The organism is Marinomonas fungiae, assembly GCF_001418205.1.
Taxonomy (GTDB): Bacteria; Pseudomonadota; Gammaproteobacteria; order Pseudomonadales; family Marinomonadaceae; genus Marinomonas; species Marinomonas fungiae.
Window position 1 is genome coordinate 126,444 of the sequence record NZ_LIQF01000008.1, and the last position, 23,710, is coordinate 150,153.

20 protein-coding genes are annotated in these 23,710 nt (G+C 45.4%); 13 read left to right on the forward strand and 7 right to left on the reverse strand.

The genetic code is table 11. From position 1 onward, the window contains the following. Positions 1-150: 150 nt before the first annotated feature. On the reverse strand, positions 151-732 hold the full coding sequence (locus ASC49_RS13135) for a HupE/UreJ family protein (RefSeq protein WP_055463703.1): 582 nt from the start codon (positions 730-732) through the stop codon (positions 151-153). A 535-nt stretch (positions 733-1,267) separates the two neighbouring features. Between ASC49_RS13135 and ASC49_RS13140 the strand changes: the two genes are divergently transcribed. Together ASC49_RS13140 and ASC49_RS13145 are read left to right on the forward strand one after the other, a co-directional pair. Beyond that, positions 1,268-4,399 carry an EAL domain-containing protein gene (locus ASC49_RS13140; protein ID WP_055463704.1) on the forward strand — a complete coding sequence of 1,044 codons (3,132 nt, stop codon included), beginning with the start codon at positions 1,268-1,270 and terminating at the stop codon, positions 4,397-4,399. Continuing rightward, on the forward strand, positions 4,387-5,025 hold the full coding sequence (locus ASC49_RS13145) for an HD domain-containing protein (protein ID WP_055463705.1): 639 nt from the start codon (positions 4,387-4,389) through the stop codon (positions 5,023-5,025). Before ASC49_RS13140 ends, ASC49_RS13145 begins: the two co-directional genes overlap by 13 nt. Here the strand turns inward: ASC49_RS13145 and ASC49_RS13150 are convergent. Continuing rightward, the gene (locus ASC49_RS13150; protein WP_055463706.1) at positions 5,018-5,464 is read right to left on the reverse strand and encodes a MarR family winged helix-turn-helix transcriptional regulator; all 447 of its coding nucleotides are present in this window, start codon (positions 5,462-5,464) and stop codon (positions 5,018-5,020) included. The genes ASC49_RS13145 and ASC49_RS13150 overlap by 8 nt on opposite strands. 77 nt (positions 5,465-5,541) lie before the next feature. Continuing rightward, positions 5,542-5,877, reverse strand: a complete 336-nt coding sequence (locus ASC49_RS13155; protein WP_055463707.1) for a Rieske (2Fe-2S) protein — start codon at positions 5,875-5,877, stop codon at positions 5,542-5,544. A gap of 202 nt (positions 5,878-6,079) precedes the next feature. Here ASC49_RS13155 and mrcB point away from each other — a divergent pair, with 202 nt between their 5' ends. Continuing rightward, positions 6,080-8,296, forward strand: a complete 2,217-nt coding sequence (gene mrcB / locus ASC49_RS13160; protein WP_245624716.1) for a penicillin-binding protein 1B — start codon at positions 6,080-6,082, stop codon at positions 8,294-8,296. 179 nt (positions 8,297-8,475) lie between these two features. Further along, a complete protein-coding gene (locus tag ASC49_RS13165) occupies positions 8,476-9,276 on the forward strand; it encodes a substrate-binding periplasmic protein (RefSeq protein WP_055463709.1) in 801 nt (266 codons plus the stop codon). Positions 9,277-9,333: 57 nt separating this feature from the next. On the opposite strand, the gene glgA is transcribed toward ASC49_RS13165, so the two are convergent. Then, a complete protein-coding gene (glgA, locus tag ASC49_RS13170) occupies positions 9,334-10,767 on the reverse strand; it encodes a glycogen synthase GlgA (RefSeq protein ID WP_055463710.1) in 1,434 nt (477 codons plus the stop codon). A 96-nt stretch (positions 10,768-10,863) separates the two neighbouring features. On the opposite strand from glgA, the gene glgC reads away from it, so the two are divergent. Continuing rightward, a complete protein-coding gene (glgC, locus tag ASC49_RS13175; protein WP_055463711.1) occupies positions 10,864-12,126 on the forward strand; it encodes a glucose-1-phosphate adenylyltransferase in 1,263 nt (420 codons plus the stop codon). A gap of 34 nt (positions 12,127-12,160) precedes the next feature. Here the strand turns inward: glgC and ASC49_RS13180 are convergent, their stop codons facing one another. Further along, complete coding sequence (locus ASC49_RS13180; RefSeq protein WP_055463712.1) at positions 12,161-13,099, reverse strand: TraB/GumN family protein; 939 nt, start codon at positions 13,097-13,099, stop codon at positions 12,161-12,163. Between the two features lie 206 nt (positions 13,100-13,305). Between ASC49_RS13180 and ASC49_RS13185 the strand changes: the two genes are divergently transcribed. From ASC49_RS13185 to acpS, 7 genes are all read left to right on the forward strand, one after another. Next, complete coding sequence (locus ASC49_RS13185; protein ID WP_055463713.1) at positions 13,306-13,941, forward strand: riboflavin synthase; 636 nt, start codon at positions 13,306-13,308, stop codon at positions 13,939-13,941. Between the two features lie 213 nt (positions 13,942-14,154). Next, on the forward strand, positions 14,155-15,957 hold the full coding sequence (lepA, locus tag ASC49_RS13190) for a translation elongation factor 4 (protein ID WP_055463714.1): 1,803 nt from the start codon (positions 14,155-14,157) through the stop codon (positions 15,955-15,957). 53 nt (positions 15,958-16,010) lie between these two features. Then, positions 16,011-16,835, forward strand: a complete 825-nt coding sequence (lepB, locus tag ASC49_RS13195) for a signal peptidase I (protein ID WP_055463715.1) — start codon at positions 16,011-16,013, stop codon at positions 16,833-16,835. 17 nt (positions 16,836-16,852) lie between these two features. Further along, complete coding sequence (gene rnc / locus ASC49_RS13200) at positions 16,853-17,530, forward strand: ribonuclease III (protein WP_055463716.1); 678 nt, start codon at positions 16,853-16,855, stop codon at positions 17,528-17,530. Further along, on the forward strand, positions 17,531-18,445 hold the full coding sequence (gene era, locus ASC49_RS13205) for a GTPase Era (RefSeq protein WP_055463717.1): 915 nt from the start codon (positions 17,531-17,533) through the stop codon (positions 18,443-18,445). It abuts the gene before it with no gap. 3 nt (positions 18,446-18,448) lie between these two features. After that, positions 18,449-19,195 (forward strand): DNA repair protein RecO, encoded by a 747-nt coding sequence (gene recO / locus ASC49_RS13210; protein ID WP_055463718.1) that lies wholly within the window; start codon positions 18,449-18,451, stop codon positions 19,193-19,195. 9 nt (positions 19,196-19,204) lie between these two features. Further along, positions 19,205-19,588 (forward strand): holo-ACP synthase, encoded by a 384-nt coding sequence (gene acpS / locus ASC49_RS13215; protein WP_055463719.1) that lies wholly within the window; start codon positions 19,205-19,207, stop codon positions 19,586-19,588. Here acpS and ASC49_RS13220 read toward each other — a convergent pair. Both ASC49_RS13220 and ASC49_RS13225 read right to left on the reverse strand, forming a co-directional pair. Further along, complete coding sequence (locus ASC49_RS13220; RefSeq protein WP_055463720.1) at positions 19,527-22,382, reverse strand: ATP-binding protein; 2,856 nt, start codon at positions 22,380-22,382, stop codon at positions 19,527-19,529. The two genes, acpS and ASC49_RS13220, sit on opposite strands and share 62 nt — an antisense overlap. A gap of 29 nt (positions 22,383-22,411) precedes the next feature. Continuing rightward, positions 22,412-22,636 carry a hypothetical protein gene (locus ASC49_RS13225; RefSeq protein ID WP_055463721.1) on the reverse strand — a complete coding sequence of 75 codons (225 nt, stop codon included), beginning with the start codon at positions 22,634-22,636 and terminating at the stop codon, positions 22,412-22,414. 142 nt (positions 22,637-22,778) lie between these two features. On the opposite strand from ASC49_RS13225, the gene cysM reads away from it, so the two are divergent. Continuing rightward, positions 22,779-23,675 carry a cysteine synthase CysM gene (gene cysM / locus ASC49_RS13230; RefSeq protein WP_055463722.1) on the forward strand — a complete coding sequence of 299 codons (897 nt, stop codon included), beginning with the start codon at positions 22,779-22,781 and terminating at the stop codon, positions 23,673-23,675. Positions 23,676-23,710: the final 35 nt, after the last annotated feature.

Sequence of the window (23,710 nt, forward strand, 5' to 3'; positions counted from 1 at the left end):
CAATTATCTATGGTTGTCCGAAAAAATATAAAGCATAAAAAAATGCTGAGTTATCCATCATCATAAACACTAAATAGATCAAGTTGTGCAGGAATTCCTGCACAATTTGATCTATGTCTTAAAAGATAAGATTAGCTTATAGTTGCTTAGTTACGCTAGCGTTAAAACGAGGCCGGCAAGGCCGATAGCTGCGCCACTGATACGACCAATGATCGTTAGCTGTAAGGAACGCAGAAGCTGGCCCGCACCTACGCCCACTAGATGAAGAGCGATGGTGGCTAGACTGAAACCAAGACCGTATTCAAGTCCACTGCCTGACAGTGGCATTTCCATACCATGTGCCACGCCGTGAAAGAGGGCAAAGGCACCAGCGAGACTGGCAGCGAGAGCGGTTGGGAGATGTTTGCCAATCAGAAGTAAGACGCCTAGAAGCATCACTGATAATAGAATCCCCGATTCAACAAAAGGCACTGAAATGCCATACGTGGCAGCCACGGCTCCTAAAATCATAGTCACTACAAACATTGCTGGCACAACGAACAGTGCGCGGCCACCAAGGCTTGCGGCCCAAAGGCCAATGGCAAACATTGCGAGAAGGTGGTCAAGGCCAGTAAGAGGGTGTGTTAAACCGGATAAAAAGCTTGAGGTATGTTCGTGGCCTGGATGAGCTAGTGCCAAACTAGGGGTTAATAAAAGTGCTAAAAATCCTATTTTTATAGTGCTCAATCGCATCACTATTTTCCTATAAATAAAGTTAATAAAGGTGACGTTAACAAGGCTGATGATAATAACAGGTTATGACTACTATGTCGGTGAATCCTATACATACTATCTTGGAAGGCTTTCAACTTTCCTTTACAAATCAATATCGTTTAGGCGGTGTGTGACCTGAGGCAGCGGCTCAGGTTTGGTGATGAATTGGATGCCTTTAAATATATTGATGCATATCAAGGGTGGGCGTATTGCACTAGAAGGAAATGCAGTGAGTAATATTGTACTGTATAAGGTTTTGATTGAGACTGGAGTGTCCGCGCATAACGCCATATCCCAATGTGTTGGGATCTAACGTATGAGAAAGCTGTGTGGGGACTTAACGTATGCTATTTTTGGTATCTACTTTAAGAAACGTGAATTGAGTGGCCTACGTACGCAGTTTTTGATGCAATCAAACAGGATCGTAATATGCATGGAATTACCTTAACAGAAGCTGAGTTTTATTCGATGATTCAGCCTGCCTATTTATGCCGGATTCACTAGGTTGTTTGACATGATTAAGTGGATTGCATGGTTACTGCTCAGCTGTATTGCGCTGGCTGCGTCTGCTCAAGAACAACGTTCGTTGAACTTTTTGGTCTTGTCTTATAGCCCTGATGTGACAACTGTATTGCGTTATCACAATCTAGTGAATGAGCTGGCAGAAAAGCTTCCGAATTATCAGTTGAATCTAAAGGTTGTGGGATCGGACTCCCTTGAAGAGCAAGTGGATCATGATCAATACGACTTAATGCTCCTCGATCCTGTTCATTATCTAAGGTTGCGCAGCTCTGGCAGCCTTAGTGGCGCGCTGTTGTCCTTACGCCGCAGTAACGATGGGCAAACCACAAGCCTGATGGGTGGAGTGATCTTCACCCGTAAACAAAACCAACATATTCGACTTGATAATCTCTATCAGTATCCAGTGGCCGCATCAGCGCCAGAATTTCTTGAAAACTACCTCGCACAAATCTATGAGTTGAAGAGCCTAGGACTTCATATTCCATCAGAAGCGGCACTTGTGCAGTACGATGATGCTGAACAAGTGGTGCGCTCTGTCTTGGAGGGGGAGCAAGAGACAGGGTTTGTGCGCACCGGTGTGCTTGAGCGTATGGCTCGAGAGGGGAAAATAAGCCTTGAAAATGTGCGTATCCTTAACCAACAGTATTTAGCAGGGTACCCATTTCTGATCTCAACACGTATTTATCCAGAATGGGCACTTGTTGCTCAAGCGCAAGTGGATTCGGAGATTGCTAGGGAAATTGCCGCTACTCTATTGGGGGTATCGTTGACAGGCGAGGAGGCTCTAAATTACGGCATCTACGGTTTTATGCCTGCTTTGGACTATTTGCCCGTAGAAAATACCCTCAAAGAGTTATCAATAGCGCCCTATGAGGCTCGCACACTTGGCTGGATTGATTTTCTAAAAAGCTATGCGGTGTATTTCATCTTGGCAAATATTATTGCCGTGTCGTTGATTTTCTTGTCATGGAATACCTATCGACAAAACCAACATCTGGCGCGTTTAGTGAGAAAAGAAAAGCAAGCGCAGGTAATGCTGGCTCGCAGCAATCAACAGCTAGATGCTTTGCTCAGCAGCAGTCCAACGGTGATTTACTCGCTCGATTCAGAGCATTTTAATCTCAAATTTATCAGTAGCAACTGTTTTAACTTGTATCATAAAGCGGCAGATGAAATTAAAAAGACTCGTAATTGGTGGCAGAAATCGATTCATGACGACGATATAACCCGAGTGCTAGCAAACTTTAGGCAGTGGCGCGTTGATGGTTTTGTCGGTACCTTGATTATGACCTATCGACTGTTGCGGGATAATGATTGGATTTGGATTGAAGATCGTTTACAGGCATTACGTAATGATGAAGGTGAAGTGACCTTACTGGTTGGCGCTCATTCTGATGTTAGTGATCGGCACTTGAATGAAGAGCAGTTGGAATTATGGGCCAGCGTTTTTGCTAATGCTCGTGAAGGTATTGCTATTACCAACCCCGCAGGAGACATTCTGGATGTGAACTCAGCCTTTTCACGTATAACGGGTTACAGTCGCTATGAAATCATTGGGCAAAATCCGCGCATTTTGAACTCAGGTCGTCAGAGTAAAGAGTTTTACCGAGAAATGTGGCGTCAAATTGTGGGGGCAGGATTCTGGGAAGGTGAGATCTGGAATAAGCGTAAGGACGAAAGTATTTATGCTCTAAATCTTACAGTTGTTGCAGTCAAAGATACGGAAGGCAGAGTCAGTCATTATATTTCTTTGTTTTCAGATATCACTCGCCAGAAACGTAACGAAGAGCAATTGGAGCACATCGCCTATTTTGATGCTTTGACCGGGTTACCCAACCGTACCAACCTAACTAATTCACTGGCCATTCAAATCAGCTACTCGGCTCAATACGGTAGTAAGTTTGCATTGGCGTTCCTTGATTTAGATGGTTTTAAAGAAGTGAACGATACTTTTGGGCATGATACAGGTGATTTGTTGTTGGTCGATGTGGCACAGCGTATGCGTGATACTTTAGGACAAGGAAGTACCGTTGCGCGTTTTGGAGGCGATGAGTTTGTGCTGTTGCTGCCGATTATTGAAAACATGATTGAGGTAGAACAGAAATTAGAGCGTTTGTTGGTAGCGCTGGCGGAGCCATTCCGTGTGTCAGGGGCGACCTTGCATATTAGTGCTAGCATAGGTGTGACTTACTATCCTCAAAACCGAGTCATTGAGGCTGACCAGCTGATTCGCCAAGCAGATCAGGCCATGTATCAAGCCAAGATTAGTGGTCGTAACCGTCTCAAATCCTTTGACCTTAGCCAAGAAGACAGCCTGATAGAGCAGCATCGCTTCTATGAGGAGTTGCAGCATGCTTATGCTAGCCAGCAGTTCAGTTTGTATTATCAACCTAAAGTTAATATGCGTACGCGCGAGGTAATTGGCTACGAAGCATTGATTCGCTGGCTTCATCCAACACGTGGGGTATTGGCGCCTGCGGCGTTTCTACCTGCGATGACGAACCAGCCGCTGGAATTAGAGGTCGGTCATTGGGTAATAAAAACCGCGCTAGAGCAAATTGAAGCATGGCAAAAACAAGGAAGCTTGCAAGCCATTAGTGTGAATCTGGCGGGATATCAGCTGCAACAGCCGAACTTTATGTCTGAGCTACAAGAGATTATCCTCGGCTTTTCTCCAGAGGTGGTACATTCTCTAGAGTTAGAGATTTTAGAAACCAGTGCGATAGAGGATTTAGCCATCGTCTCAGGAGTGATTGATGCCTGTAAGGATATGGGCATTAAGGTTTCTTTAGATGATTTTGGTACGGGTTATTCCACGTTAAGTCATCTTAAAGAGTTGTCTGTCGATATGCTCAAAATTGATCATGGTTTTGTTCGCGATATGCTGGATGACCAAAACAACTTGGCTATCATTAAAGGTGTGGTGGGATTTGCGGATGCGTTTTCCTTAGAGGTCATTGCTGAGGGTGTGGAAACTCACGAGCACGCTAAACGACTACTAGAGCTTGGTTGTGAATTAGGGCAGGGTTACTTTATATCTCGTCCAATGCCTGCACATCGAGTATTGGAGTGGTACGATGAATGGACCCAAGACTCAGATGAGAGAAAAGAATGCGCGAATTAAAACAATTAGAGCAACGCTGTAAAGAATTTGTGCTGGAATCCATGACAGCGGATAGTGCTCATGATTTGGCCCATATTGAGCGGGTTGTAGCATTAGCGAAAGGGCTAGCAGCAACGGAACAAGCCAATCAAGTGATCGTCGTGGCGGCGGCGTGGTTGCACGATCTGGTGAATTATCCGAAAGATGATCCGAAACGAGCTCAGGCTTCGTTTGATTCGGCAACCAAGGCTGAAGCGTTCTTAAAAAGCCTTGGTTTAAATGGGACAGAAATTAGTGCTATTCAGCATGCCATTGTAACCCACAGCTTTAGTGCTCAAGTCACACCTCGTACTTTAGAAGCAAAGGTGGTTCAGGATGCCGACCGTCTTGACGCTCTTGGTGCCATTGGAATTGCGCGTTGCATGATGGTGGGTGGTCGATTAGATCGTGCTCTGTATGATTCTTTTGATCCCTTCTGTGAAGAACGCGAGCCGAATGATTTGCTCTATACGCTAGACCATTTTTTTCAAAAATTATTGTGCTTGGAAAACACCTTTCAAACAGATAGTGGGCAACTTGAGGCTGCTCGTCGTACAGCATTTATGCGAGAGTACCTAGCGCAGCTTAAGGCTGAGATTTTTAATTAGCGCGTTCGAAACGTTCTAGGTTTTGGCTCATTTGGGTGGCTGTTGCTAAAAAGTCTTCTAACTGTTGCTCTGATAAGCCATGTGTCATGGCTTCTAGAGCCTGCATATCCAGCTCTTCTAGTAATTCAAAGCAGTGTAAACCTTTGTCTGAGAGTTCAATGAAAAAGCTGCGTTTATCTGCGGGGTTTTGTTGTCGAATGAGTAGCTCATGCTGATCTAATTCTTTAAGTAAGCGAGTGATTTGCCCTTTATCTCGGCCTGATCGATCGGCGATCAGCATGGGCGTGCAATGCGGAGTCTCATGAATAAGCTTCATGATTAAAAAATACAGGGGTGAAAGAGGTATTTTGTGTTCCTGCATTGCAAGTCGCATGGCATGCTTTAAACCAGAAATGATGCCGATTAAGGCGTGCTGAATGTCTCGCTCAAGTTTAGCCATAAATGCTCATATGAAAGGAGTTAAGATCTTACGTTAGACTAACAGATCAAGCTTGTGGTGAAAGTCTTTACTCGTACTTATGTCGCAAGCAGATAAAATTGCCCCTCCTGCTCAGTCAATTGGTATCGTTTTAACGATTGTCCTAGACATGGCCCAGACACACAGGCTCCAGAGGTTGGGTGAAATTGAGCACTGTGAAATTGACATTCGATCAGTGTGAATGTCTCATCAAAGCAATGGATACTGTCATTCGCCAGCCGTTTATTCAGATGAGGGCAATGATTCTCATAGATATGATACTGACCATTGAATTTTAACGCTAAAATATGAGTTCCATTGAGTGTTAAAGTAAGGTTTTGTTCGTTAGATAATGTCTGAATTTTCTCGACTTCATCGCGGGTTAACTGCAGCACAGAAATTTCATCCTTTGCGTATTTGTGAGCGTAAAGTGTATCGACTTAGCAAAGATACGCCTATTGTTTTATCCCTTGATTGCCGTCCTTAAGTTGGGCCTTTATACTGCGCCCCATGACTAAAAAAACCACCTCCGCCAAGAAAAAAACTTCCACCAATCGTCGCTCTGGATCTCAGAAGCGATCGCCTAAGCGTTCTTCTTTGTTTCGTAAGCTATTAAAATGGCTCATTTTACTGGCCCTGTTAGCGAGTATTCCATTTTCTGTTTGGATTTGGTGGTTGGATAAGCAGGTTGTCGCTCGCTTTGAAGGGAAAAAGTGGCAAGTTCCGTCTGAAGTATTCAGTGCTCCATTGGTGTTGCAGGATGGTGCTCCTTGGCGTAAACAAGATTTGGAAGCTGTGCTGTCTGATTATGGCTACCGCTTTGGTAAAAACAGTCAGAAAGAGGGGTGGGCTGCGCGCAGTCAAACTAAAGTCAGCGCACACCTTCGTGATTATACCGATCATACTGGCTACCATCCGGCGTCTCGACGGGTGTTCTCATTTGATAATGGATTACTACAAATTCAGGATGTGTCTGGTAAGCGCTACCGTACTGCGGTGCTAGAGCCGCAAAAAATAGGTTATTTGTATGGCGGTAATACGGAGAACCGTGACATCTTAGTCTATGAACAAATCCCGAAAAGCTTGATTAATATTCTAACGGCAACCGAAGACCGTGACTTCTTCGAGCATTTTGGCATTTCATTAACCGGTATTGCTCGTGCGGCATTCGTTAATTTAAGTTCTGGGAGTCGCCGTCAAGGAGGCTCCACGCTGACGCAACAGTTGGTTAAGAATATGTTCTTAACCTCTGAGCGAACTTATAGCCGAAAAGTGACAGAAGTTTTTATGGCGCTTTTGTTGGAGTATCGCTACAGCAAAGAGCAAATCATTACGGCATATGTTAATGAAGTCTATCTTGCTCAAGAAGGCGACAGCGCATTGCATGGCTTTGCTGCCGCAAGTGAGTATTTTTACGGCCGACCATTGAATGAGTTAAACCTAGATGAGCAGGCTTTGCTGGTGGGCATGGTCAAAGGGCCATCTTTATACAATCCAAGACGCAATCCTGAGCGTGCTAAACAGCGTCGAAATGTCGTGTTGGATTTGTTATTTGAGCAAGGTCGATTGACTCAACCTCAAGTCGCTGCATTGAAAAAACAGCCGTTGCGCATTGCTACCGAGGGTAAGCGCCGCTCTGCTTTTGGGGATTATTTAGATCTTGTGTCTATGCAACTTGAGCGTGACTTCGATCAGGCTGCTTTGGCAACAAAAAACCTTAAAATCTATACCGCGTTGGACATCCGAGCGCAAAAAGCTGCCCTGGATGCTATGCACGACCGCGTAGCCCTTTTAGTCAAGCAGCGCAGCGGACTAAAAGGACTTCAAGGGGCGATGGTTGTGACGGATCGGCACTCAGGTCAGGTGCGAGCAGTGGTTGGATCTTCAGATAAATTATACAGTGGTTTTAATCGAGCATTAGGAGCGGTTCGCCCGATAGGATCACTGGCTAAACCGCCTATTTATTTGACCGCGATTGCATCAGGACGATACACCTGGTGGGATAAACTTAAAGATGAACCAAGGCGCTTTAAAGTAGGCAACTCGGTTTGGGAACCGCAAAATTACAGTCGGACGGCCCATGGCGAGGTTCATATGTATGAAGCTCTTGCTAAGTCCTACAATTTAGCGACCATTGATTTAGCCAGCTCTCTTGGTTTTGATCGTGTGGCGCAGACTTTGCGCGATTTGGGGGTGAAGCGTTCATTTACTATGTATCCGTCCGTTGCGCTTGGATCATTAGAGTTATCGCCATTTGAAGTGGCTCGTTTGTATCAGCCTTTGGCTTCGACCGGTGATAGTGCGGAATTAGGGGTAGTGCTTTCGGTTATGGATCAAAATGGTAAAGTGCTTAAACGGTTCGATCAAAGCACCGATGTACCTTTTACGAAGCAGGCCTTGTCTGTCACCTTAGCTGGTATGACTAAGTCACCGGAAATCGGGACTGCTCAAGCGGCCCAAGCGCAGCTACCTTGGTTACGTTTTGCTGCGAAGACAGGCACAACGAATGATCAACGGGACAGTTGGTTTGTCGGAATCACGGATGATTTTTTAAGTACGATTTGGCTCGGACAGGACGATAATTCGCCAATGAATATCACTGGCAGCTCTGGAGCACAATGGGTGTGGATTGATTTTGCGAAAGCGTTACCGCAACGCTCTTTACCTAAAACGCTGCCTGAGGGAGCGGGCTATTATCAAGTGACGCTAGATGATTTTGAAATAGCTGCAGATCGTTGCCGAGATAAAATCGAATTACCTTTTATTGAAGGCACGCAGCCTAGGTCATCGACCTCTTGTATCTGGCCATTTTAGTGAGATTGAATCCGTGAGTTAAGCACAGATTTGTATTCTTATAACAGATATAATTTCCTTTGAAAAATGTGTAAGTTGTTGTATTTTTTGTAAAGTTTTTGCTTCTTATGGTCTTGCGAAGTGGTCAGGTGCTGATGATAAAAAAAATAAATTCTAGAATGATAGGCGCAATTAAGGCAATGACGACTCCGTTGGTGCTGGTAAGTGTACTTTCTAGCCCCTTAACCAATGCCTACGCAGATCAAGAACAGCGTACCTGTTCCTCCATTGTTGCAACGGGCAACCCAGAATATCCGCCATTTCTGTGGCACGCTGAGCAAGGTAACGAGCTGCATGGTGCGTTAGCTAATTTAATGGGTGAGATTAGTGAAAGAATTAATATCCCGATTGAGACGGTTTATGTAGGTCCTTGGTCTCGCTCGCAGCAAGAAGTGCGCAGTGGCCGAGTTGATCTGATGGCGGGAGCGTTTTATACCTCAGAGCGTGCTGACTATATGGAATACTTTTCGCCCGCGATGATGTTTACGAAGAGTGTTGTTTGGCAATCAAATGCTGCTCCCTTTGAGTATCAAGGCTGGAATGATTTGGTTGGGCGTTGGGGCGTTACGGTCATCAATAACAGTTTTGGACAAGAGTTTGATACCTTTGCAAAGCAGCATTTAAATGTTTTGACCGTTGCTAGCTTGGAGCAGGCACTATCTATGCTTGGGGCTGGGCGTGCTGACTATGTGCTGTATGAGCGTAATCCTGGTGTCGCTTATGTCCAAAAATTAGGACTTGAAGGGGTGCGTTACGTTGAGCCTGCTATTAGTGGTGAAGGTCTCTTTCTAACTATTTCAAAAATGTCGCCTTGTAACTCACCTGAAATTAAAGGCAAGATTGCAGACGCATTACGAGACTTAGTCGCTGAAGGAGAGCCGCAAGTGGTTTTAATTAACGCATTAGAAGAGTGGCGCAGTAACACCTTTCCATCCCCTTAAAGCGTCTTTGAACAAAAATGCCGAAGTAAACGGCTTCGGCATTTTTGTTCATGCAACTTAATGATTAAGCAGCGAATGGTACAGTTGAAGCCACTGCTCAGTGGCACGCTCCCAGCTATGATCTTGGGTCATGGCTTGAATTTGTAGAGTTCGCCAAGTGGTAGCATTACTGAAAGCCTCCATAGAGCGCTCCAACGCCGCTTGTAAATCCTCAACGCTAGCATGATAAAAGACAAAACCATTAGCCTGATGCCCCTCCTCGAAAACAGTGTCCGCCAAGCCACCAGTATGACGAACAATTGGTAAGGTGCCGTATTTCAGCGCGTAGAGCTGCGTTAATCCGCAAGGCTCGAAACGTGACGGAATGAGTAGGGCATCGACACCAGCTTGTAAGCGGTGGGAGTAGGCTTCATCGTAACCGATGCGAATTGCCACCTGCTCTGGATAGCGCTCTTGTAGTGCAAGGTACTGATTTTCTAAAGACTTATCCCCTGAGCCAAGCAGTATTAACATGGCGCCGCGTTGCAGTGCGGGCTCAATGGCCGCTGGAATCAAATCCAGTCCTTTTTGTTCTGTTAAACGGCTGACGACGCCAAACACGAGGGCTTGAGCGTTCTCTGGTAAATTGTTTTCTCGTTGTAGAGCGAGCTTGTTTTGTAGCTTCAAATCAATGCTGTGCAGGTCATATTGACTATGAATATAGGGGTCAATACTAGGCGACCATTCATTGTAATCCACTCCATTTAGAATGCCTGACAGCTTATAGCTTGCTGAGCGCAGTGTGCCATCCAAGCCATCACCATATTCTGCTGTTAAGATTTCCCTAGCATAAGTAGGGCTCACGGTAGTGATGGCGTCGGCATAGACCAAGCCTGCCTTTAAAGCAGAATAACGACCATAAAACTCCACCCCATGAATGGACAGCAGATCATGGGGTAGACGGACTTCATCAAATCGCTCTAACGGGAAGCTACCGTTGTAGCGCAGGTTGTGAACCGTTGTGACAACAGGTGGGTGATTTAAACGCCATGCCGCGAGGTATGCCGCGGCAAGCCCTGTCTGCCAATCATTTAAATGTAAAATATCTGGTTGCCAGCCAATTAATCTGCCATGTTGGGTAATCATGGCGCATACCCAAGAGAAAGCCGCAAAGCGCACATCGTTGTCACTAAAATCATGGCCTTGCTGATCGAGATAAGGGCCTGCTTCTCGTTCAAATAGACTTTGGCATTGCACTAAATAAATAGGCGTCTGAGATTCTGGGAAGTGTGTTTCTAGCAGAATCAAATCGCCGCAACCAAAAGGGTTGCCTAAATTTATTGAACTTTTGACCGGGGCCAACTTTTCGAGGATACCTCGGTAGGCGGGCATGATAAGTTTAACGTCAACGTCTTTTTTACGTAGTGCAATAGGTAGCGCGCCTGCAACATCTGCAAGACCGCCGGTTTTAATTAGAGGATGAATTTCAGATGCTGCAAACAGGACTTTCATAATTTTGTTTTCGTATTGATTTAGTAATATGACCAGAGTATACCTAATAAAAGCCTAATGTAGTCTGGGACTTAGATAAAAAATTAAGGGTGATATATGGATTTAAATGCTGCACGTATGAAGACTCTCTCGCTTATTTTGGCGGGGGGAAGAGGGTCTAGACTGAAACACCTGACAGATCATCGATCCAAACCAGCTGTGCCTATTGCTGGTAAGTACAAGATTATCGACTTTCCTTTGTCAAACTGTATCAATTCAGGGATGAGAAAAATTGCAGTACTCACCCAATACCGCTCTCACACCCTAAATCAACATGTACAACGTGGCTGGAACTTTTTGCGTTCCGATTTCAACGAGTTTATTGAGCTGTGGCCTGCACAGCAACAAACCGGTGAAGATTGGTATCGTGGCACTGCAGATGCGGTCTACCAAAACTTCAAAATGATTGACGAGCTGAATAGTGAATACATCTTAATTTTGGCGGGTGACCATGTTTATCGTCAAGATTACAGCGTTATGTTGCAAGAGCACATTGAGAATAATGCCGATGTCACGGTTGCCTGTATTGAGGTGCCAGTAAAAGAAGCAGATCAATTTGGCATTATGCACGTCGATGAGAACGACAATATTATTGCCTTTGAAGAGAAACCTTCTAACCCACCTACGATGCCAGGCAATCCAAATGTCTCGTTGGCAAGTATGGGGATCTATATTTTTAGCACGCAATTCTTACGTGATAACTTGATGAACGATGCAAAAGATTGCGAGTCCAGTCACGATTTCGGTAAAGATTTGATCCCATTGTTTGTTGGGCGTTCTAAGATCAAAGCGCATCATTTTGCAAACAGCTGTATTCCTAATGAAAGCTATCCAGATAAGCCATATTGGCGTGATGTGGGGACGCTAACAGCCTATTGGGAATCCAATATGGATTTGACCAAGTTAGTGCCCGAGTTGGATTTGTATGATGAATCTTGGCCAATTCGTACGACGCATTACCAGCGCCCGGCTGCTAAGTTTAATTACAATTATGAAGAGCGTATTGGTACGGCTTTGAATTCTGTTGTCTCAGCTGGCTGCATCGTCTCGGGATCGACAGTGGAACAGTCGATTCTGTTTAATAACGTGCGAGTAAACTCTTACTCTTATGTGAAAAAGTCTGTTATTTTGCCACGCTGCGATATCGGTCGTTACTGCCAATTAACCAATGTTGTGGTGGATTCTGATACGAATATCCCACCAAATACCATCATTGGTGAGGACCCGGTTGCGGATGCTGAACGCTTCTATCGTAATGAGGATGGTATTGTTTTGGTGACGCAAGAGATGATTGATGCATTACCAAAAGTTGACGCCTAGTTGCTCGCAGAGTTAAGAACTTTTGTTGAAAGCCCTACTTGTTAGGGCTTTTTTCGTTATTTAGGGAAGTGAAAAGTGGCTGTACACGGTAGCCTTTTTGTTCCAGTTCATACACGACACTTTTAGGACCGCTTAAGTGTAACGCGCCAATCACCACGAATGTGGTGCTTGAGGAGTTTGGTGACTGTCCCAAATAAATGCTGATGACATCGGCCATGCGTTGGTTGCGATGGTCTAGCAAAGCTTCCATCATCGGCTTTAGTTGTGGTGTGTCGAGCACATCTTGATAGACAAATTGATAAAGCCCATCAGGGTCCGCTTGACGCCAGTACTCCGTCATTTGGGCCATATAATCTTTGTCTTCCATCTGCTCTAGGCTGGTTGTTAGCATGGCGAGCTGAGCCCGAAATGGAGCATCGGCGATGGCGCTGATTTGTTGTGTTAAGCTTTCAATCTCCAAAATGGGTAAGCCTTTTTCTTTGGCTTGTTTGAGAAAGTGAAGATCAATGCCGTAATCTGCTTGATACTCGGAGTCTTTCAATTGGGCTTGCGTGAGCTGCTCGACGAGCATCCAGGGGCGAATATGAAGCAGGCGTTGGTAATCGGAGCCATTTTCCTCAGCAAAGTCTTTAAGCTTTTGCTGTTGGGGTTGAGTTAAATATTGATCGAGAGTGATCCCCTTTGGTAACCACATTTTTGATTGTACTAAGCGCGAGGACTGATAGGGGTCGAGGTTTTCAGGGTCTAATTCCACTGCTAAACGATCTGCGCTGGCAAAGGCTTCTTGGTACGCTTCGGGTAACGGATAGAAGTCGGGAGTCAGGGCATGGATCGAGCCCACTAGATAGACAGTTGCGCCTTGGTTTTGCACTTTCCACATGAAAGGTTGGTAAGAAGATGCGATAGCCGACGCATGGGCTATGACAAGCAACGCGATAAAGATAAACTTTGAGAATAAGGTGTGAAGGCGCATAGGATCTATCTACCTAATGTCACAAAAGAGTGCAGGCTTATCCCCGAAGCTTGTGGATAACCCATGTAGAGACTATGTGATAACTCTCTCAAAGCCTTGTTTTATCTGCTTTGAGTCGGTTTAGTATATTAATTCTTCAGTCACATAAAAATCCATGCTCCAAAATGAGTTGATGGAGTCAAAATGATCAAACAGAGGATCGAGTTATGTTTACTGGTATTGTCCAAGGTATGGCGGAAGTGGTTTCCTGTCAAGAGAATGGCCGCAACCTTATCCTTGAAGTGAAGTTTCCTCAGGGCATAATGTTGCAGCAACAACTGGGAGCCAGCGTGGCAATCAATGGTGTTTGTTTAACCGTTGCTAAGATTGAAGGTGATGTGCTGACCTTTGATGTGATCGATACCACCTTGAACTTAACCAATATTGGCACGTTGCAGCCAGGAACGCAGGTGAACTTCGAGCGTGCTGCGCGCATGGGTGATGAAGTGGGGGGACACGTAATGTCAGGACACATCATGACCACTGTCACGGTTGCTAAAGTTGAGCGTATCGATGAAAGCTTCCACATCCGCTTTGCGGTAGATCTAAATAATCCTGAAGTAGATGCTCGCCGTTACTTATTTGATAAAGGGTATGTTGGATTGAACGGCGCCAGCTTAACGATTAGTGCCATTGGCGATGATTGGATTGAGGTGTCATTGATTCCTGAAACATTACGTTTAACCACGTTTGGTCTATTACAGACAGGCGATTGGGTGAATCTGGAGATTGATGCACATACGCAAGCCACGGTTGATACGGTAGAGCGCGTACTAAAACAACGCGGCATTGTTCTACCCTAATGTAAATAACAGGGATATGGCGTGAAAACACTGAAATAAATGGAGTCTATGACTGAATTTCGTTAGAATGCGCGCCATATTTTACCTTGAGAACCTGTTTATAAGTCATTTATTACAAATTTGGCGCCCCCGCCAAATTCTTTGGCTGTGTCTAGCATGTAGTGGACTTATCAACAGTTGCTCTTATAAATCGCTTTTTAGTGTGAGTTTAAAGTGTCGAACAATCTAAAGCACATCCGAAATTTCAGTATCATCGCGCACATCGACCATGGTAAGTCTACTTTGGCTGACCGTTTTATTCAGAAATGTGAAGGTCTATCCGAGCGTGAAATGGCCAACCAAGTGTTGGATTCAATGGACATTGAGCGTGAGCGTGGTATTACCATCAAAGCACAAAGTGTAACGCTTGATTACCATGCTCAAGACGGCAACACTTACCAACTTAACTTTATCGATACCCCTGGACACGTTGATTTCTCATACGAAGTATCACGTTCACTAGCTGCCTGTGAAGGGGCTTTGTTAGTGGTTGATGCTGCACAAGGTGTGGAAGCGCAATCCGTTGCCAACTGTTACACCGCGATTGAGCAAGGTCTAGAAGTAATGCCGGTTTTGAATAAAATCGACTTGCCTCAAGCTGAGCCTATTCGAGTATCGGCTGAAATCGAAGAAATCATCGGTATTGATGCGACCGATGCAGTCACCTGTTCTGCCAAGACTGGTTTGGGTGTAGATGACGTGCTTGAGCGCTTAGTAGCTACTATTCCGCCGCCAGAGGGAGACACTGAGGCACCGCTGCAAGCTCTGATTATTGACTCTTGGTTCGATAACTATTTGGGCGTGGTGTCTTTGGTACGTATCAAGCAGGGTACGCTGCGTAAGAAAGACAAGATTTACATCAAATCTAACAAGCAAACTCATCCAGTCGACAGTGTCGGTATCTTTACCCCAAAACGTAAAGAAACGGGTGTTCTGAAAGCCGGTGAAGTGGGTTACGTGGTCGCGGGCATTAAAGACATTCACGGTGCGCCAGTGGGGGATACCATCACTCATGTTGCTACACCTGATGTGCCACAACTTGCGGGTTTCCAGAAGGTTAAGCCGCAAGTTTACGCAGGTTTGTTCCCAGTAAGTTCGGATGACTACGAAGACTTCCGTGAAGCGTTAGACAAGCTAACGCTAAACGATGCGTCGTTATTCTTCGAGCCTGAGACTTCTGATGCGTTGGGTTTTGGTTTCCGTTGTGGCTTCCTAGGTATGCTGCATATGGAGATTATCCAAGAGCGTCTAGAGCGCGAATACGATCTTGATCTGATCACCACAGCACCGACGGTAGTGTATGAAGTGGAACTAAACAATGGTGAAGTGATCAATGTAGACAGCCCGTCGAAGATGCCAGATCCAGGTTCGATTCGTAATATGCGCGAACCGATTGTGGAAGCTAACATCCTTGTACCGCAGGACTATCTTGGTAACGTGATTTCACTGTGTGTGGAAAAGCGTGGTATCCAAAAAGATATGCAATACGTGGGTAGCCAAGTTCAGCTGCGTTACCACTTGCCGATGAATGAAGTGGTGCTCGACTTCTTCGACCGTCTGAAATCTTGTAGCCGTGGTTTTGCGTCGTTGGATTACTCGTTCCATCACTTTGAAGAGGCGCCATTGGTGCGTTTAGACATCTTGATTAACGGTGAGCGAGTTGATGCTTTAGCATTGATCATGCACCGTGACAACGTACAGACCAAAGGTCGTGCATTGTGTGAAAAGATGAAAGATCTGATTCCTCGCCAGATGTTCGATGTAGCGATTCAAGGTGCGGTGGGTGCCAAAGTCATCGCTCGTACAACGGTAAAAGCACTGCGTAAAAACGTAACTGCGAAGTGTTACGGTGGTGACGTGAGCCGTAAGAAGAAACTGCTACAGAAGCAGAAAGAAGGTAAGAAACGTATGAAGCAGGTCGGTAACGTTGAGGTACCGCAAAGCGCGTTCTTAGCGGTTCTGAAAGTAGACAGCTAAGACGGAAATATGAGAGCCGCATGCAGTGCGGCTCTTTTACTTGGAGAGGTAGTATGGATTTTGATTTCGAGTTGATCTTGGCTGTGGCTTTTGTGGTGACTTTTGCAGCGTGGTTATATGATCGCCTTGTGTTCGCCCCAAAACGCAAACAAATCCTTCAGCAGATGGCGCCTGAAGCGGCATCACAATTGGATAATAATGCAAAGCTAAGGTTAGCGGATACGCCTAAATGGTTGCTGGAAGTCAAATCTTACTTTGTCATCATTACGGTAATCTTTGGTCTGCGTTCGTTTGTCGCTGAACCGTTCCAGATCCCATCAGGATCCATGTTGCCAACATTAGAAATTGGTGACTTTATTCTGGTTAATAAAATGGACTACGGTTTACGTCTGCCAGTATTGAATACCACTTTGATTGAGACTACTGAGCCTAAGCGAGGTGATGTGGTGGTGTTCAAATACCCAGAAAACCCAAGCTTGAACTATATTAAGCGCATGATTGGTTTGCCTGGCGATGTCGTGAGCTACCACAATAAGCGTTTAATGGTAAATGGCAAGCTGATGGATGAAGAGTTGCTGGCGGAATTACCAGTATCGAAGAATCCAAGTCGTGAACCAGTGGCTGTCTTTAAGGAAAACTTAGACGGTGTTTCGCATCAGGTTTACAAGAGCTACCGCCGCAATCCACTCGAAGGGGATTGGGTCGTGCCAGAAGGGCATTACTTTGTGATGGGGGATAACCGAGATAACAGTGCAGACAGCCGTGTTTGGGGCTTTGTGCCTGAGGAAAACTTAAAAGGTCGTGCCTTTTATGTTTGGTTGCACTGGGATGAGTTTTTCAGTCTCCCAAGTTTTAAGAATAACGGTTTAATTGAATAATATTTTTTGGAGAAATTTTGAGCTCTCTTTATGAAAAACTGTGTCGGCGCATAGGTTACTTTTTTGCCGACCTTGGGCTTCTTGAGTTGGCGTTGACTCACCGTAGTTATGGTGGGAAAAACAACGAACGATTGGAATTTTTAGGTGACTCGATCTTAAATTATGTGATCGCAGAGGACCTATTCCATCGTTTCCCAAAAGCCAAAGAAGGCGAGTTAAGCCGACTGCGTGCGTCCCTAGTGAAAGGGGACACCTTGGCCGAGTTAGCTCGTGAGTTCCAATTAGGGGACTTTTTGAAGCTGGGTGCGGGCGAATTAAAGAGTGGCGGTTTCCGTCGCGATTCAATTCTAGCCGACGCAGTGGAAGGCATTATCGGCGCTATTTACCTAGATGCCGGTATGGATGTATGTCGTCAGCACATTTTGGAGTGGTACAAAGAGCGTCTTGATGCAACATCACTAAAAGTGGTTACCAAAGACGCTAAAACACGTTTGCAAGAGTTCCTACAAGCGCGCAAGCATTCACTTCCTCAATACGAAGTAGTGGATATTGTTGGTGAACCGCATGCACAAACGTTTTTTGTCCACTGCCAAATTGAGTTGTTCGATACGCCAATTGAAGGTAAAGGCAGTAGTCGACGAATCGCTGAGCAGAATGCTGCAGCCAAAGCGCTTAAAGAGCTGGAAAAGAATTAAATGCATCACGAAGAAGAGTATCAAGAGATTACGCACTGTGGTTTTGTGGCGATTGTAGGTCGCCCAAATGTGGGCAAATCCACCCTAATGAATCATATTCTAGGCCAAAAGCTGTCGATTACGTCGCGTAAACCGCAAACCACTCGTGACCAGATTTTGGGGGTGCAGACCAAAGGGCACATCCAAACCATCTATGTAGACACGCCTGGGCTTCACAAGGGGCAGGACAAAGCGATCAACCGCTATATGAACCGTACCGCGAACCAAGCATTGAAAGATGTGGATGTGGTTCTGTTCGTGATTGATGCGGAGCGCTGGACTGATGAAGACGATAACGTGTTGGCGAAAGTTCGTCATGCGGATTGTCCAGTGGTCTTGGTGGTCAATAAAGTAGATAAACTGGAAGAGAAAGACGAGCTATTGCCTCGTATGATGGATCTTTCAGAGAAAATGGACTTCGCGCAAATTGTTCCGATTTCGGCATTGCGCAATAAGAATCTTGATCGTCTTGAAAACCTTGTGGAAAGCTATATTCCAGAAGGGGTTCAGTACTACCCTGAGGATCAAATTACTAACCGTAGTTCGCGTTTCCTTGCGGCTGAAATTGTGCGTGAAAAGATTACCCGTCAATTGGGGCAAGAAGTGCCTTACGAGGTGGCGGTGCAGATCGAGGAATTCGTCTATGAAGGCGCTACTATTCATATTAGCGCTTTGATCTTGGTGGAGCGTGATGGTCAGAAGCGCATCATCATTGGTGATAAGGGCTCCAAGATCAAGCTGATAGGTAAAGAAGCACGTATCGATATGGAAAACCTGTTTCAGCAGAAAGTGATGCTGAATCTATGGGTGAAAGTGCGCTCCGGCTGGTCTGATGATGAGCGAGCGTTGGCAAGTTTAGGTTATCAAGACGATTAATCTGTGCGCGTCCAAGGATACGTAATTCACACTCGCCCATTTCAGGATGACAAGGTCTTAGTGGACTTGTTGACCCAAGAAGCGGGTTTGGTGCGCGGTATTTGGCGTAAGAAATCCAAAGAGGCTCGGGTATCCCCCGGGTCTTTTTTATTGCTGGAGTTTGAGCTTTCAGGCCGTTCAGAGCTTAAGAGCATCCGCTCGGCGGAGGCTTTGGAAGCGCCAGTGTTGCTTCAAGGGGTAGCGCTTTACAGTGCTTTTTATGTGCATGAGTTGATTGAGCGGCTTTTGCCTATTGGCTTGCCGTTTGAGCCATTGTTTATTTTGTATCGTTGGCTAATCAGTCATCTGGGTGGTGATGTACCGGTGGCTCCTTTGCTGCGCCGCTTTGAGCTCGGCTTGTTTGAAGAGTTAGGGATTCAGGTGAATATGGGGGCAACCAGTCGCGGCGATGCACTACAGCCTGAGCAGCTATATCAGTTGCATCAAAAATTTGGTTTGCGCCCTTATTATGGTGAGCAGCCCAAGGTCAAACCGATTGTCTATCTCGATGGTGCGGCGGCTTTAGCTTATGCCGAGGGGAATTGGAATAATCGGCATGTTTTGGCGCTGGCAAAAGAGCTGCATCGGGCTTGGCTTGATCAAGCTTTGGGGGCTAAGCCTTTAAAATCACGCTCGTTATTGCCAGCTAAACCCTATGAAGGCGAGCGCTTATGGCATGTACCATTGTTCAAATTATCTGACAAACTATAAGAGTGCTTTATGATTTTAGGTGTTGGTACTGATATTGTGGAAATTGAGCGCATTGCCGCTTCAATTGAGCGTTTGGGTGAACGTTTTGTTAAGCGTATTTTGACGGAGCCAGAGCGCGAGCAATTTGCCCAGTTGAATCCGCAGCGAGCGGCGTCTTTTTTAGCGAAACGTTTTGCCGCCAAGGAAGCTGCTGTCAAAGCCTTAGGCACAGGGATTGGCTCCGGGGTCAGCTTTCAGCACTTTACTGTCGTCAATTTGCCATCAGGCAAACCAATCCTAGAAGTCGATGAAAGTATTCAGATCATGCTTGAGCGCCCAGTCAAATGGCATCTTAGTTTGTCGGATGAGATGCAGTTTGCGTTGGCATTTGTGACCCTTGAGGCCACGGAATAAGCGTTTGAGCATTTTCTAAACGTTCTAGGCTTGCTAGAAAGTCGGCAAATACTTCTTCTACTTCCTCAAATCCCAGCTCCTTTAGATGGGTCTCCAAGAAATTAGCATGCTTCGTCAGTTCGATGGTGCCAGAGTATTTGCTGGCACCGTGTATACGATGTACGGTTGCGATCAGCTTATCAAGGTCACGGCTTTCAAAGTGATGAATCAGTAAACGCCGGTCCTCGGTGAGAGATTGCATCAGCATTTCAAACAAGTCTCGTGCCGCTTGAGCTCGGTTACCTGCCATCGAAAGGGCTTTGTTTAGGTCAAATACCTCGGATAACTCTTCTTCCACCTGGCTGGTGAGGTTTTTGTTGGTGGTGCACCATTCACTTAATGTACTTAAGAGTGTCTCTTCATTGATCGGTTTTGTGAGGTAAGCGTTCATCCCACTGGCTAAGATAGATTGTTGTTCTTGAGCTAAAGCGTGGGCGGTCAGAGCGATAATAGGGGTATCTTGATAACCATGGATTTGACGCAGATGCTTCGTTGCTTCCATGCCATCCATTTGTGGCATTTGAATGTCCATTAGAATCAAATCGAAATGCTGTTGGTTGGCCATATCAATTGCTTGCTGACCAGAATGTGCCAAGCTTAGGTTGATATGATGAGGTTCTAACCAGTGGCCTAACAGCTGTAAGTTGATTGCGGTGTCATCCACGGCCAGCAAATGTAGCCCCGCTAAATGCTGCCAAACCTTGTTGTCTTCTGTAATGCTCGGCAATGGCTCTAATACAGGCGTGCTAGATTGAGTTTGGTTGTGTAGTGCGCTGTAAAGCCGCTTTAGCGAGATAGGTTTCTGCACCAAGTGTGATGCGAGTTGATACTGTTGGGCATGCAAAGCCAGATGGCTGGATGGCTTGGCCAGTACGATTGAAGGCAGTTGATAGCGTTTTGATAAGTAATAAGTCAGCTCGGCGGCTTCTTCCGCGTCGGTTTGCTGAAGGCCGGTGCAAATTAGTGCTGCGTGATAGTCTCTCTCTGTGTTAAGTAGAGATGACATAAATTGTTCGACTGAGCTGGTAAAGTCAAAGGTTGCAGACAATTGTGATAAGCAATTGCTTAGGTATTCACGATAGTTACAACTAGGTTCATAGATAATGATGTGTTTATTAAGGGACGGTAGCGCTTCACTGGTTTTGCTAGAGCTTTGTAGGCGAATATTGAAGTAGAAATTTGAGCCCCTTCCCAATTCGCTGTTGACGCCAATATTGCCTCCCATTTGTTCAATCAATTTTTTAGTAATCACCAGCCCTAGTCCTGTGCCGGCATAACTGCGTGTGTGGCTTGAGTCCACTTGGGAAAAGGGTTTAAACAGTTGACTAAGTTTCTCGTTTGGGATGCCGCATCCGGTGTCGACCACTTCTACATAAATATCCAGATCATTAGGCGATATTTGTGTGCAACTTGCGAAGATTCGTATGGAACCAGTTGAAGTGAATTTAATGGCATTTCCGACTAAGTTGTTCAGAATCTGTCGCAATCGTGTTTTATCGCCTTTTACCCAGTCGGGCATGTTGCTATGGAAATTTGGAATAAGATCTATGTCTTTGGTTTCACTGAAAGGGGTTGAGGCCAAAGAGTGCAGGACATCATCAATGGTGTCTTTTATATTAAAGTCTTCGCAGTCTAGTACGACCATTTTGCCGGCTTCAATTTTTGAGAAGTCGAGAATGTTGCCAATAGTGGTTAGCAGGTCATTGGTCGATTGTGCGATAGTATCGACATACACTTGTTGCTGTGGGCTCAGTATATCTTTCTGTAATAGGTTACTGTACCCCAAAATGGCATTTAGCGGAGTGCGTACTTCATGGGAAATATTAGCGAGAAACTGAGTTTTTAATCGGTTGGACTCCATTGCTTCTTTATTAGCAATGTGTAGTTGTGCGCTTTTTTCCTCCAACAGAATGGCGTTTTCCCTTGTTTCTTTAGTAATTTGATTGATCTCGTTTTCTAGCTCCGTGCGATAGTTTTTAAGTCGTTCTGAAATGTAGTCCAATGCTTCTTGCGTTTTTTGCAGGTAATTAGGGAGCTTAATGGAGCGGGCCTTGTCGTAATCGCCACTAATAATCAGTGCTAGGCTGTGAGTAATATTTGTCCATGGCGATGCCGTTCGTAAGGCGTAGCGCCAACAGATAAAAGCACAAAACAGCGCAGCAAAGATAAAGTATCCCATTACAGTCAGAGCGATGGATATGTTCTCCAATTGTACACGTTGAGTGCTCGAGTTGACCTGTATCCAGCCAAGTAGCTCTTGTTGTGGGGCCTTTGAAAGGCCAATAGCATCTTCCAGAATAGTACCGTTAGGCTCTAAAAAAGGGGTGTCTGATAAGCTAGTTCGACTGATATTAGCGTAGTAGATAGGTGCTATCGTGATGTATTGATCTGCTTCATCGAGATAGTAACTGTGTGGTTTGCTAGGTAGTGGGGCTTGAGGTTCATTGGTTTGCCCCACGCCATCAATTAAGTTTCCTTGGCTATTGAAATAGCTGGCACCCACGATATCCTGCTGTCGCAATAAACTTTGAATGTTGCTATTGATTAGATTGCGATCGTTAAAAAGCAGGGCGTACTCGCTGGCGTTGGCGGCTTGCTCCGCTTGATAGCGATTAATGTACTCAAATTGTGCTTTGCCATCAAAAACCTCTACGAGGTAAATTATGACGGAAGCGCTAAGCAAAATGCCGAAAACAGGAAGAAAAATGGCTTTCCATAGTTTTAATTGTAGAGCTGAGCTACTGGATGGGAGCATTTTTCATTTCCTATTTCTCTACAAGAAGTTTAGTAACAAGCTATGTTACCTTTGCTCTTACGGCGATCGCACTCTCGTTCGTAGTTTTCACAAGCAAGCACCTTGGTACGTGAAGGGTTGCTAATCGTTTTACATTCACGCCATTTTTGACGGAGTTCAGCATCGGGGATATCCGCTGAAGGTCCCCCAAACATATCGCAACCAGATAGTGTAAGGGTTGCAAGCAAAGCACTGATCAAAAGAGGTTTTTGCATAGTCTGTCACTCCTAGTGCAACATTATGGACCTAAATTTATAACAAGTTCGTATTTTAATCTGTGATGGATGTGCATTCTAATACCTTCTGGTAAAAAAGCGTAAACCATTAATTTATATAATATCTCAAGTGTCTGAGTTTATGATCGAATATCCTACTATTGAATCTATTATAGGTAATACGCCGGTAGTTAAGCTACAACGGCTGAATCCTAACCCTAGCAATACCATCTTATTGAAGCTTGAAGGGCAAAACCCAGCAGGCTCGGTGAAAGATCGTCCTGCACTAAATATGATCGCTCAGGCCGAGTTGCGTGGTGATATTCAGCCAGGCGATAGCCTTATCGAAGCGACCAGTGGTAACACGGGGATTGCTTTGGCCATGGCGGCGGCGATTAAAGGCTACGAAATGCATCTGATTATGCCGGATAACATGAGCCAAGAGCGCAAGTCAGCTATGACGGCGTACGGCGCTATCCTGCATTTGGTAAGCAAAGAAGAAGGCATGGAGCGTGCTCGTGACCTGGCGCTTGAGATGCAAGCCGAAGGCAAGGGTAAGGTGTTGAACCAATTTGGTAATCAAGACAATCCTAGCGCGCATTATGTCTCTACTGGACCAGAGATTTGGCAACAAACTCAGGGACAAGTGACTCACTTTGTTAGCTCTATGGGCACGACTGGCACTATTATGGGGATCTCACGTTACTTGAAAGAGCAGAATGCGGAGATTCAAATTATCGGTCTGCAACCATCTGAAGGGAGTAGTATTCCGGGGATTCGTCGTTGGCCAAAAGAATATCTGCCAACCATTTTTGATGAAAAGCGTGTTGACCGCGTGATGGATGTGGATCAAGAAGATGCCGAAGTGATCATGCGCCGCTTAGCGAAAGAAGAAGGAATTTTTTGTGGCGTGTCATCTGGTGGAGCTGTCAGTGCCGCATTAGAGCTGTCAGGGCAAGTAAATAACGCCACCATTGTGGTGATCATTTGTGACCGCGGTGATCGTTACCTATCTACCGGTGTGTTTAACGCTGAGTAAAATCCGAGGCTTACCCTAGGTCGTCGAGTTCGAAT